We start from the raw sequence: 10,640 nt of genomic DNA on the forward strand, positions 1-10,640 counted from the left end.
GACCGCTGTGACCTGCGGCGATGCTGGGGCTCATGGACGTGCTGGATCTCTCCCGCTGGCAGTTCGGCATCACGACCGTGTACCACTTCCTGTTCGTGCCGCTCACCATCGGCCTGTCGGTGCTGGTGGCCGGGTGGCAGACCGCCTGGTACCGGACGAGGAAGCCGGAGTATCTGCGGCTGACGAAGTTCTTCGGGCGGCTCTTCCTGATCAACTTCGCGATGGGCGTGGTGACGGGCATCGTGCAGGAGTTCCAGTTCGGGATGAACTGGAGTGAGTACTCCCGGTTCGTGGGGGACGTGTTCGGGGCGCCGCTGGCGATGGAGGGGCTCCTGGCGTTCTTCCTGGAGTCCACCTTCCTCGGGCTGTGGGTCTTCGGGTGGGACAAGCTGCCGCCGAAGGTCCACCTGGCCACGATCTGGATCGCGGCCATCGGCACCAACCTGTCGGCCTACTTCATCCTGGCCGCGAACTCCTGGATGCAGCACCCGGTCGGCTACACGATCAACAACGGGCGGGCGGAGCTGACCGACATCTGGGCCGTGCTGACCAGCTCGACCACCCTCGTCACGTTCCCGCATGTGATCTTCGGGGCGTTCCTCACCGCCGCCGCGTTCGTGCTCGGCGTCGGCGCCTGGTTCCTGATGCGCCGCAGGCAGGTGCCGATCTTCCGGCCGGCCGTGCGGGCGGCGCTGGCCGTCGCGCTCGTCTCGGCCGCCGGGGTGGCGATGACCGGGCACTGGCAGGCCCAGCTCATGACCGAGCAGCAGCCGATGAAGATGGCCGCCGCCGAGGCGCTGTGGGACGACGAGAAGGCCGCCGGGTTCTCCCTGTTCGCCGTCGGCGACGTCGACAACGGCCGCAACCATGTCAACATCCAGATCCCGTACGGGCTGAGCATCCTGGCCACCAACAGCCCGGACGGCGAGGTCGAGGGCATCAACGACATCCAGCGCCGCTACGAGGCCCTGTACGGCCCCGGGGACTACGTGCCGATGGTCGGCGTCGCGTACTGGTCGTTCCGGCTGATGATCGGGTTCGGGATGCTGGCCGGCGGGCTCGCCCTGGCCGGGCTCTGGCTGACCCGCAGGGGGCGGCTGCCCGCCGGGAGATGGTTCTACCGGCTGGCCATGCTCGGCGTCGCCCTGCCGTTCCTGGCCAACACGATGGGGTGGATCTTCACCGAGATGGGCCGCCAGCCGTGGACGGTGTTCGGGCTCATGCGGACCGCCGCCGCCGTCTCGCCGGGCGCCGACGTCACCTCGGTCGCGATCACGCTGGCCGGGTTCACCCTGGTGTACGCGGTGCTGGCCGTCATCGAGGTCCGGCTGCTGCTGAAGTTCATCAGGCTCGGCGCGCAGGAGGAGCCGCGATCCGAGCCCGAGGCCGCCCCCGCCCTGAGCTACTGAGGTGCACGTGATGGAAACGATCTGGTTCGTGCTCATCGCCGTCCTGTGGACGGGCTACTTCGTCCTGGAGGGCTTCGACTTCGGGGTCGGCGTCCTGATGCCGTTCGTGGCGCGCGGCGAGGCGCAGCGGCGCACCGTCGTGCGGACGATCGGGCCGGTCTGGGACGGCAACGAGGTGTGGCTGCTGGTGGCGGGCGGCGCCACGTTCGCGGCCTTCCCCGAGTGGTACGCCACCCTGTTCTCCGGCTTCTACCTGCCGCTCTTCCTCATTCTGCTGGCGTTGATCGTACGGGGCGTCGCGCTGGAGTACCGCGACAAGAGCGACAGCCAGAAGGGGTGGGACCGGGCGTTCTTCTGGGGGTCGCTGGGCCCGGCGGTGCTGTGGGGGGTGGCCTTCGCCAACATCGCAGCCGGGGTGCCGCTGGACGCCGACCACGAGTACACCGGCACGCTGCTGACCCTGCTGAACCCGTTCGCGCTGCTGGGCGGGCTGGTCACGCTGCTGCTGTTCGCCTCGCACGGCGCGGTGTTCCTGGCCTTGCGCACCACCGGCGAGCTGCGCGAGCGGGCCAGGAGGATCGCGCGGGTGCTCGGCCCCCTGGTGATCGTGGTGGCGGCGGCGTTCCTGGCGCTGCTGGGCAGTGACAAGCCGGCCTACTGGGCGATCGTCGGCGCCGCCGCCGCGGCCCTGGCCGGGTCGCTGCTGGCCACCGTGCGCGGCCGGGACGGCTGGGCGTTCACCGGCAGCGCGCTGGGCATCGCCGCCCTGGTGGCGGCCCTGTTCACCGGCCTGTACCCGGACGTGATGCCGGCGCTCGACCCCGCCCACAGCCTCACCGTCGCCAACGCCGCCTCCAGCCCCTACACGCTCACCGTCATGACCTGGGTGGCGGTCATTTTCACCCCGGTGGTGCTCGTCTACCAGGGCTGGACGTACTGGGTGTTCCGCCGCCGGCTGACCGGGGCCTGACGGCGGGACCTTGGGCCCTGCCCGGCCCGGCGGCGCCGTGATGGCCTGGAGTTATCGTCAGTTGGAGGTGCCGTCATGAACCGTCCGCCCGGACGTTCGCCGAGGACGGCCGTGGAAGCCGCGGTCGAGGCCGCCCGCTGGGCGCCGTCGGTGCACAACACCCAGCCGTGGACCTTCGCCGTCACCGGCGAGGAGATCAGCCTGCGCGCTGACGCCGATCGGCGGCTGCGCGTCGCCGACGACGAGGGCCGCGAGATGCTCGTCAGCTGCGGGGCGGCCCTGTTCACCATGCGCGTCGCCATGCGGCAGGCCGGCTACCGGCCTGTAGTGCGGATCCTGCCCGACCCCGACCGCCCCGCCCTGCTGGCCGTCGTCACGGCCGGCGAGCCGGCCGAGCCCGACGAGCGCACCTCGGTCCTGGTGGCCGAGATCGAGCGCAGGCGCACGCACCGGGCCGGGTTCACCGGCCTGCCGGTGCCCGACCGGCTCGTGCAGGCGCTGGTCAGGAGCGCAGCCGCCGAAGGCGCCCGGCTCACCCCGGTCCGCGCGCCCGAGGCCGTCGCGGTGCTGGCCGCGCTCACCCAGGCCGCGCAGGGCGTGCAGGCCCGGAACCGGCGCTTCAGCCTGGAGGTCATCCGGTGGGCCCGCCCGCCCGGCAGCAGCCGCACCGACGGGGTGCCCGCCGGCGGCTACCCGCTCCAGGCGGCCCGCACCGAGCCGCACTTCGCCCAGCGCGACTACGCCTGGCGCCACCGCTGGGGCAGCACCGGCGCCGATCCCGGCGCCACCGACCCCGGCGTCGTGGCCGTGCTGACCACCGGCGGCGACACGCGCGAGGACTGGCTGGCGGCCGGGCAGGCGCTGCAGCGGGTGCTGCTGCACGCCTGCGCGTACGGGGTCAGCGCCGCCTTCCACACGCAGGTGCTGGAGATGCGCCACCTGCGGGAGTTCGTGCGCGAGGAGCTGTGCTCCGGAGAGTACCCGCAGATGATCATGAGGTTGGGTGTCACGTTCGACGCCAAGGACGCCGTCCGCCGCCCGCTTGACGACCTGCTCGACTGAGCCGGGACCAAGGTCACCTTGGCGGCGGGCCGTACGGCACTGCCCCCGGGAAGGTCAAAACGGTGTGATGGAGGTGTGAAGGAAAGACCAAGCCCGACCTGAAAGGAGGCCGTCATGGCCACCACCGTCCCCGTCAAGCGCGAACAGGTCCCGGCGGGCGCCCGGCGCCCCGCCGACTACCTGTGGGCCGCCACCCGCATCGCGCTGGGCTGGATCTTCCTGTGGGCCTTCCTCGACAAGACGTTCGGCCTGGGCTTCGCCACCGCCCCCGAGAAGGCGTGGCTGGCCGGCGGCAGCCCCACCACCGGCTACCTGATGGGCACCGAGGAGAACGCGCTCGGCGGGTTCTTCACCGCGCTGGCCGGGCAGGCCTGGGTGGACTGGCTGTTCATGGCCGGGCTGCTCGGCGTCGGCGCCGCGCTCATCCTCGGCGTCGGCCTGCGCGCCGCCGCGGTGGCCGGCGGGACCATGCTGATGCTCATGTGGGCGGCCGCGCTGCCGCTGGCCACCAACCCCTTCATGGACGACCACGTCGTCTACACCATCGTCCTGGCCGGGCTGGCCGCGGCCGACGCCGGCACCACCCTCGGCCTGGGCCGCCTGCCGATCCTCCGGCGTCACCCGTACCTGCGCTGACCTGCGCCGCGACCAGCGCCCGCGCGCCCGCCCCCCGCCGGGGTGGGCGCCGCCGTACGCGGGTGCGAGACTGGCCCTTATGAGGGAGAGTGAGCGGAGCCCGTTGCTCCCCGGCATGCGCCTCGACGACCTGCTGTCCGAGCTCCAGGTGCGCCTGCAGGCAGTCCTGGCCACCCGCGACCGGGTCCACGCCCTGATGGAAGCGGTCGTCTCGGTCGGCAGCGACCTGGACCTGGAAACCGTGCTGCGGCGCATCGTGGAGACCGCCACCCGGCTCGTCGACGCCACCTACGGGGCGCTCGGCGTGATCGGGCAGGAAAGCACGCTCATCCAGTTCATCCCGGTCGGGCTCAGCGAGGAGGAGATCGCCAAGATCGAGCACTGGCCGCACGGGCTGGGCCTGCTCGGCCTGCTCATCAAGGACGCCCGGCCGCTGCGGCTGGGCCGCATCTCCGACCACCCCGAGTCCTACGGCTTCCCGCCCGGCCACCCGCCGATGGGCACCTTCCTGGGCGTGCCGATCCGGGTGCGCGACGAGGTGTTCGGCAACCTGTACCTGACGGAGAAGCGCGGCGGCGGCGAGTTCGACGAGGAGGACGAGGCCATCGTCATCGCGCTGGCCACCGCCGCCGGCGTGGCCGTCGAGAACGCCCGCCTGTACGAGGAGACGCGCCGGCGCGAGACCTGGCTGCAGGCCTCCTCGGAGATCACCACCCGGCTGCTGTCGGGCGCCGCCCCCCAGGAGGTGCTCAGCATGATGGCGGCCCGCGCCCACCAGATGACCGACGCCGACCTCGTACAGGTCCTGCTGCCCGACGACGGCGGCGAGCGGCTGCGCGTCGAGTACGCCGAGGGCGACGACGGCCAGGAGACCACGCAGGTCACCTTCGGCATCGGCGACAGCGTCGCCGGGCAGGTGTTCCGCACCGGCCACGCCGTGAGCGCCGACGACCTGCACGACGGCGACGGCGAGCTGCGCGAGCTGGGCTACGGCCCCGAGCTGCTGATCCCGCTCGGCTCCGGACACACCGTGCGGGGCGTGCTCGCGCTGGCCAAGCGGAGCGGGCGGCTGCCCTTCAGCGGCGCCGACCTGCGGATGCTGGAGGCGTTCGCCGGACAGGCGGCCATCGCGCTGGAGCTGGCCGAGACCCGCCGCCACGCCGAACGGCTCGGCCTGCTCGAAGACCGCGACCGCATCGCCAAGGACCTGCACGACGTCGTCATCCAGCGGCTGTTCGCCATCGCGATGACGCTGATGAGCACCGTGCGCCTGGTCGAACGCCCGGAGGCGTCGAGCCGGCTGCAGCAGGCCGTCAACGAGCTGGACGAGACCATCCGGCAGATCCGCTCCACCATCTTCGCCCTGCAGGCCACGCCCGAGACGACCGGGCCCACCCTGCGCGGCCGGATCGTCGACCTGGTCGAGTCCGCCCGCGGCCACCTCGGCTTCATGCCGGGCCTGCGGATGGAGGGGCAGGTCGACAACCAGGTGCCGGAGGAGGTGGCCGAGCAGCTGCTGGCCGTGCTGCGCGAGGCGCTGTCGAACGTCGTCAGGCATGCCAAGGCCAGCAGGGCGAGCGTGGCGGTGGAGGTGACGGGCGGCGAGCTGGTGCTGACCGTGCAGGACAACGGGGTGGGCATCCCGGAGGGAGGCCGCCGCAGCGGCCTGCGCAACCTCGACGAACGCGCCGAGGCGCTCGGCGGGAGCCTGGAGATCAGCTCCGCCGAGGGGGAAGGGGCGACGCTCCGTTGGCGTGTTCCCCTGTGACCGGGGCGGGGATGCGCCGGCCGCTGATCTGCTCGGTCTCGACGACGATGTAGTGGTCTCTGCTGCCGGGCGCCCACGGGGTGAGCGGCAGCGCGGCCAGCCGGGAGATCTCGGCGGGATCGGTCACCGCGCGGGCGTGGCCGACGGCGGTCACGGACCATCCGGTACGCGTCTTGGGGTCGAACTCGTCGACCTCGAACGCCACCACGGCCTCACGGGTGGCGGCGGCCAGCTTGGATCCGGTGCCGGTGCGGATGATGATCTGCTCGCCGTCCAGCAGGAACGTCACAGGCTGGATCGCGGGCAGCGCGCGGTCGGTGAAGACGATCCGGCCGATGGGCGTCGCCGACATCAGGCGCAGGCACTCCTCCCGGGGGAGCACCTGCAGGCCGGACGAATCGAGTTGCATGCCCACCAGCATTCCCCATCGCGCGCGCCGGTCATTAGGGGCGAAGGTCCCAATCATTCACGGCGGTCGGCACGCAGCCGGGCCGCCAGCGCCGCGGCCTGCGTACGGCGCTGCATGTTGAGCTTGGACAGCAGGTTGGAGACGTAGTTCTTGACCGTCTTCTCGGCCAGGAACATCCGCTCGCCGATCTGCCGGTTCGTCAGCCCCTCGCCGATCAGGTCGAGGATGAGCCGCTCCTGCTCGGTCAGGGCGGCCAGCGGGTCCTGCTTGGCGGCCTGGTCGCGCAGCCGCTGCAGCATGGTCGCGGTGGTCTGCGGGTCGAGCAGCGACTGGCCGGAGGCGACCGTGCGGACCGCGCCCACCAGGTCGGAGCCGTGGATCTGCTTGAGCACGTAACCGGCGGCGCCCGCCATGACCGCGTTGAACAGCGCCTCGTCGTCGGCGTAGGAGGTGAGCATCAGGCAGGCCAGCCCGGGCACCTTGGAACGGACCTCGCGGCACACGTCGACGCCGTTGCCGTCGGGCAGGCGCACGTCGAGCACGGCCACGTCCGGCCGCAGCGCCGGGATCCGGGCGACCGCCGACTCGGCGGTGCCGGCCTCGCCGACGACCTCGATGTCGTCCTCCGAATCGAGCAGGGCGGCCACGCCGCGCCGGACCACCTCGTGATCGTCGACGAGGAACACGCGAATCATGTCTCCGACGTTAGCACTCCCGTTCCGGGGCGAAAGGGTCTGAAGTCCTTCAGCCCGGTTCCCGGGTTCGGGATCTTCGCGGAGTTAGGGTCGGAGTGAGCAGAGGGAGGGACTCGTACATGATCATCGTGGGTGTCGACGGGTCGAGGGCGGGACTGGAAGCCACCGCGTGGGCCGCGGGGGAGGCGGCGCTGCGCAAGGCGCCGCTGACCATCGGGCACGCCATCCCCCGCTGGGCGCTGGAACTCGACAGCGGCCGCTACGCCGAGGTCGCCGCGTGGATGCGCGAGGGCGGCACCTCGGTGCTGACCGCCGCCCAGGAACGGGCCCGCCGCGAACAGCCCGAGGTCGAGGTGCGGACCGTGCTGCTGCCGGGCGACGCGCGCAACGCGCTCATCGACGCCGCCCGCGACGCCGACCTGCTCGTCGTCGGCAACCACGGGCTCGGCCGGGTGCGCGGCCTGCTGGTCGGCTCGGTCGCCTACGGCGTGGCCGCCCACGCCGCCGGCGACGTCGTCGTGGTGCGCGAGGTGCCCGACCGGCCGCGCGGCGAGGTCGTGGCCGGCATCGACGGCTCGGCCGCCTCCGAGCAGGTGCTCGCCTTCGCGCTGGCCGAGGCGGAACTGCGCCACGCCGCCCTGCGCGTGGTGCACGCCTGGGCGTGGCCGGGGCCCGGGCCGGGCCCGGAGGAAGGCAGCGAGCGGGCGGTGCTGCGCGACACGCTCGCCGGGGTCCGCGACAGGCACCCCGGGGTGCGGATCGTCGACGAGACCGTCCAGGGCCACCCCGTCGAGGTCCTCAGGGAGGCCGCCGCCGGCGCCGACCTGCTGGTGGTCGGCTCCCGCGGGCACGGCGCGATCGCCGGGATGGTGCTCGGCTCGGTCAGCCAGGCGCTGGTCCAGGACGCCCCCGCCCCGCTGGCGGTGGTCCGCACCCGCGGCGGCAAGTGAGTCAGGGGCGCGCTTCCAGCACGAGGTTGAAAGGAGTCTCCAGCGCCCGCCGGACGTGGGAGAACCCGGCCTGCGCCAGCACCCGCGACAGCCGGTCGGGGCCCGCCTGCGCGCCCAGCGCGGCCCCGCCCTGCGACAGCGAGTTCGGCACGCACGCCACCGTCGAGGCGGTGTAGTAGGTCAGCGCCACCGGGTCGCCCACCGACTCCTCCAGCCGGTCGCGCGCGAACGGCTCCACCACCATCACCGTGCCGCCCGGCGCCAGCGACGCCCGCGCCTTGGCGGCGGCCGCCCGCGGGTCGCCCATGTCGTGCAGCGAATCGAAGAAGCAGATCAGATCCCACGGCCCGTCCGGATAGGACTCGGCGTCGGCCACCAGGAACTCCGCCCGCCCGGCCACGCCCGCCCCCGCCGCCGCCTCCCGGGCCGCCGCCATCGACTCCTCGTGCACGTCCACGCCCAGCAGCCGCGACTGCGGATACGCCTGCGCCATCAGGATCGTCGAAGTGCCCCGCCCGCACCCCACATCCAGCACACGCGCCCCCTCACGCAGCCGCTCCACCACGCCGTCCAGCGCCGGCAGCCACTCCTGCTCCAGCGAGCCCCGATACAGCGGCCCGAAGAACCGGTTGGTGCCGCTGAACATCCGCGGATCCTGCTCACCCCACGGCACGCCCGCCCCCGTACGGAACGCCTCGGCGATCCGGTCGGCTGCCATCCAGAACGCCGCCATCGACTCCAGCCCGCCGCCCTGGAAGGCGAGCCCGCCCTCGTCGGCCAGCACGGCCGCGTGCTCGGCGGGCAACTCGAAACGGCCCGACGCCGGATCGTAGGTGACGTGCCCCGCCACCGCCTGCCCGGACAGCCACTCCCGCAGGTAACGCTCCGACAGGCCCGTCCGCGCGGCCAGCCCGGCGCTGTCCAGCGGGCCGGCCCCCGCCATCGCCCGCCAGATGCCGAGCCGGTCGCCCAGATAGCTGAGCAGGACGGCGCCCGCGTGCGCCCGCTCGGCCGCGATCTCCATCGCGAAATCCCGCACCCGCTGCTGATCCACGACACCGCCCCCTCTGTCCCGCGGTCGTGTCAGGCCTGCTCCCCGGACCCCTCGATCCGGATCGTCCAGTCGGCGGCCAGCGCGCCCATCGCGCCCAGCACCGTCACCACGGGGGCGAAGGCCAGCGCGCCCACGCCGACCGACACCGGCACCTGAAGGACGGTGCGGCCCTCCCTGTCCCTGACCATGATCCTTCGGACGTTGCCCTCGTGGACCAGCTTCTTGATCCGGCCGGTCAGCTCCCCGCCCCGGACCCGCTCCTCGGTGACCGTCATGCGCTGTCGCTCCTCCCTCACGGCACGGCGAGCGCCGCACGGTGAGGCTTCCCCTCGGCCAGCGCCTTGACCGTCGTGAGCTGCTCACGGACGGTGAAGAAATCCGCCGTATCCGACAGCAGGAGGTAGATCAGGCCGAGCACGCCCGGGCGGCACAGGATCCGCTGGCGCACCACCATCCGGGTGCCGTCATGCTGCTCGCGCAGCTCCATCGCCCAGGTGACGGTGACATAGAAGCCGCGTACGGCCATCACCAGGGTGTGGAACGGCTTCTCCTGGACTACCTCGGCGTCTTGTGCGGCCAGGGTGGGCAGGAGCGGCCACAGGTCCTGCGGTTCGGCGGCGACGGTGATGGCGCGCGTCGCGACGACGTGCGGGCGCGGGATCAGGGTGTCGCCCGGCATCTTTCTGCGCGCCTCCGCGGGGGTGGCGCCCCAGCGCAGCAGTCGCGGACGGAGCAGCAGCCGGAAGGCCGCCAGGCCGGCCAGCGTCAGAGCCGTCCACCTGAGCGCGGGGTGTCTCGTCGTCCTCATGCCTTCATTGTCGGCGGGAGGCGTGGGACGGTTCAGGGTCTTCCGGCCTCTTTGGGCAGGGCCGGACGGACCCTGGGGAGAAGGCGGTGCGGTGCGTGGCGGGGGGTTGGTAGCGTGCGCGGGACCTTCGCCCTGCTGCTGTCCGGCCAACTCGTCTCCGCCGCCAGCGACCACATCCGGGACTTCGCCTTCCTGCTCCTCGTGCTGAGCCACGACCGGACCTGACCCACAGCGCCACCGCAGCCAGTGACCCTTCGCCTGTAAGACGAGCGGTCACTGGTTCGATTCCATTACTTGACCCTCAGCGCCCACCCATTGCCCGAGGCATCCCTTGACCCCGTACGCCCGCCCGTCCACAAAGGGCCTCGCTACGCTCGGGCGTGCTCTTCTGTGCCGAGCTTCGCTCGGCGCTGTCGCCTCCTGTGAGACGGAGGACCTGCAATTGTCGGCTCCGGCGGTAACGGTCGAGGTGTAACCGACTCCGCGCCAGCGCGTGAGGTCGTGACCACGGTGGCCGACCTGCGATCGGCCAGGACGCGGCGCTACGTGCGGGACTTCGTCAAACAGCTCACGCGTTTCGGGAACGATCCAAGAATGCGGGAGTTCCAGACGTCCACGGGGACACGACTCGCCCGTGCCCGCTCGGAGGTGCGAAAAATCTGCCGATTTCCGGCGCCGTCCTAGCTGGAACGATCCATATGCGAGCTTCGCTGCAGGGTGCGAGCATCGTAGGACGACGCCCCGGAAGGCGGAATGACGTGAGTGAGATCGCGGTTCAGCCGAACCCTCTCTGCCAGACTGGTGTGACACATGAGGACAAGCAGACCTTAAGTGGCACAAGCAGGGCGAGAACGGGATCTTCTTCACAGTGACGTTGAG

The 10,640-nt window shown here is 72.1% G+C and carries 11 protein-coding genes; 6 read left to right on the forward strand and 5 right to left on the reverse strand.

Annotated elements, in window-relative coordinates:
- Positions 1 to 32: 32 nt before the first annotated feature.
- The 5 genes from AB0J42_RS12935 to AB0J42_RS12955 all read left to right on the forward strand — a co-directional run bounded on the left by AB0J42_RS12935 (position 33) and on the right by AB0J42_RS12955 (position 5,845).
- The gene (locus AB0J42_RS12935) at positions 33 to 1,409 is read left to right on the forward strand and encodes a cytochrome ubiquinol oxidase subunit I (protein WP_364292538.1); all 1,377 of its coding nucleotides are present in this window, start codon (positions 33 to 35) and stop codon (positions 1,407 to 1,409) included.
- A gap of 10 nt (positions 1,410 to 1,419) precedes the next feature.
- A complete protein-coding gene (gene cydB, locus AB0J42_RS12940; RefSeq protein ID WP_364292541.1) occupies positions 1,420 to 2,379 on the forward strand; it encodes a cytochrome d ubiquinol oxidase subunit II in 960 nt (319 codons plus the stop codon).
- A 75-nt stretch (positions 2,380 to 2,454) separates the two neighbouring features.
- Positions 2,455 to 3,441 (forward strand): nitroreductase family protein, encoded by a 987-nt coding sequence (locus tag AB0J42_RS12945; RefSeq protein WP_364292544.1) that lies wholly within the window; start codon positions 2,455 to 2,457, stop codon positions 3,439 to 3,441.
- 114 nt (positions 3,442 to 3,555) lie between these two features.
- A complete protein-coding gene (locus tag AB0J42_RS12950; protein ID WP_364292547.1) occupies positions 3,556 to 4,077 on the forward strand; it encodes a hypothetical protein in 522 nt (173 codons plus the stop codon).
- A gap of 79 nt (positions 4,078 to 4,156) precedes the next feature.
- Entirely contained in the window at positions 4,157 to 5,845 is a 1,689-nt protein-coding gene (locus tag AB0J42_RS12955) for a GAF domain-containing protein (protein WP_364292550.1), read from the forward strand.
- Here the strand turns inward: AB0J42_RS12955 and AB0J42_RS12960 are convergent.
- Both AB0J42_RS12960 and AB0J42_RS12965 read right to left on the reverse strand, forming a co-directional pair.
- Entirely contained in the window at positions 5,793 to 6,254 is a 462-nt protein-coding gene (locus tag AB0J42_RS12960; protein ID WP_364292553.1) for a pyridoxamine 5'-phosphate oxidase family protein, read from the reverse strand. The two genes, AB0J42_RS12955 and AB0J42_RS12960, sit on opposite strands and share 53 nt — an antisense overlap.
- 53 nt (positions 6,255 to 6,307) lie before the next feature.
- Complete coding sequence (locus AB0J42_RS12965) at positions 6,308 to 6,949, reverse strand: response regulator transcription factor (protein ID WP_364292556.1); 642 nt, start codon at positions 6,947 to 6,949, stop codon at positions 6,308 to 6,310.
- Positions 6,950 to 7,068: 119 nt separating this feature from the next.
- Between AB0J42_RS12965 and AB0J42_RS12970 the strand changes: the two genes are divergently transcribed.
- The gene (locus tag AB0J42_RS12970) at positions 7,069 to 7,899 is read left to right on the forward strand and encodes a universal stress protein (RefSeq protein ID WP_364292559.1); all 831 of its coding nucleotides are present in this window, start codon (positions 7,069 to 7,071) and stop codon (positions 7,897 to 7,899) included.
- Between the two features lies 1 nt (position 7,900).
- On the opposite strand, the gene AB0J42_RS12975 is transcribed toward AB0J42_RS12970, so the two are convergent.
- The 3 genes from AB0J42_RS12975 to AB0J42_RS12985 are packed head-to-tail and all read right to left on the reverse strand — an operon-like array spanning position 7,901 to position 9,761.
- Positions 7,901 to 8,953 (reverse strand): class I SAM-dependent methyltransferase, encoded by a 1,053-nt coding sequence (locus AB0J42_RS12975; protein ID WP_364292562.1) that lies wholly within the window; start codon positions 8,951 to 8,953, stop codon positions 7,901 to 7,903.
- 29 nt (positions 8,954 to 8,982) lie between these two features.
- The gene (locus tag AB0J42_RS12980) at positions 8,983 to 9,228 is read right to left on the reverse strand and encodes a DUF4342 domain-containing protein (protein ID WP_364292565.1); all 246 of its coding nucleotides are present in this window, start codon (positions 9,226 to 9,228) and stop codon (positions 8,983 to 8,985) included.
- Between the two features lie 17 nt (positions 9,229 to 9,245).
- On the reverse strand, positions 9,246 to 9,761 hold the full coding sequence (locus AB0J42_RS12985; protein ID WP_364292568.1) for a hypothetical protein: 516 nt from the start codon (positions 9,759 to 9,761) through the stop codon (positions 9,246 to 9,248).
- Positions 9,762 to 10,640 lie beyond the last annotated feature (879 nt).

Source organism: Nonomuraea sp. NPDC049649, from assembly GCF_040675175.1.
GTDB lineage: Bacteria > Actinomycetota > Actinomycetes > Streptosporangiales > Streptosporangiaceae > Nonomuraea.

Bases quoted from the DNA above. Each gene is read 5' to 3' on its own strand.
- AB0J42_RS12985 (WP_364292568.1), bottom strand. From the start codon at position 9,761: ATGAGGACGACGAGACACCCCGCGCTCAGGTGGACGGCTCTGACGCTG.
- AB0J42_RS12955 (WP_364292550.1), top strand. From the start codon at position 4,157: ATGAGGGAGAGTGAGCGGAGCCCGTTGCTCCCCGGCATGCGCCTCGAC.
- AB0J42_RS12980 (WP_364292565.1), bottom strand. From the start codon at position 9,228: ATGACGGTCACCGAGGAGCGGGTCCGGGGCGGGGAGCTGACCGGCCGG.
- AB0J42_RS12965 (WP_364292556.1), bottom strand. From the start codon at position 6,949: ATGATTCGCGTGTTCCTCGTCGACGATCACGAGGTGGTCCGGCGCGGC.
- cydB (WP_364292541.1), top strand. From the start codon at position 1,420: ATGGAAACGATCTGGTTCGTGCTCATCGCCGTCCTGTGGACGGGCTAC.
- AB0J42_RS12935 (WP_364292538.1), top strand. From the start codon at position 33: ATGGACGTGCTGGATCTCTCCCGCTGGCAGTTCGGCATCACGACCGTG.
- AB0J42_RS12960 (WP_364292553.1), bottom strand. From the start codon at position 6,254: ATGCAACTCGATTCGTCCGGCCTGCAGGTGCTCCCCCGGGAGGAGTGC.
- AB0J42_RS12945 (WP_364292544.1), top strand. From the start codon at position 2,455: ATGAACCGTCCGCCCGGACGTTCGCCGAGGACGGCCGTGGAAGCCGCG.
- AB0J42_RS12950 (WP_364292547.1), top strand. From the start codon at position 3,556: ATGGCCACCACCGTCCCCGTCAAGCGCGAACAGGTCCCGGCGGGCGCC.
- AB0J42_RS12970 (WP_364292559.1), top strand. From the start codon at position 7,069: ATGATCATCGTGGGTGTCGACGGGTCGAGGGCGGGACTGGAAGCCACC.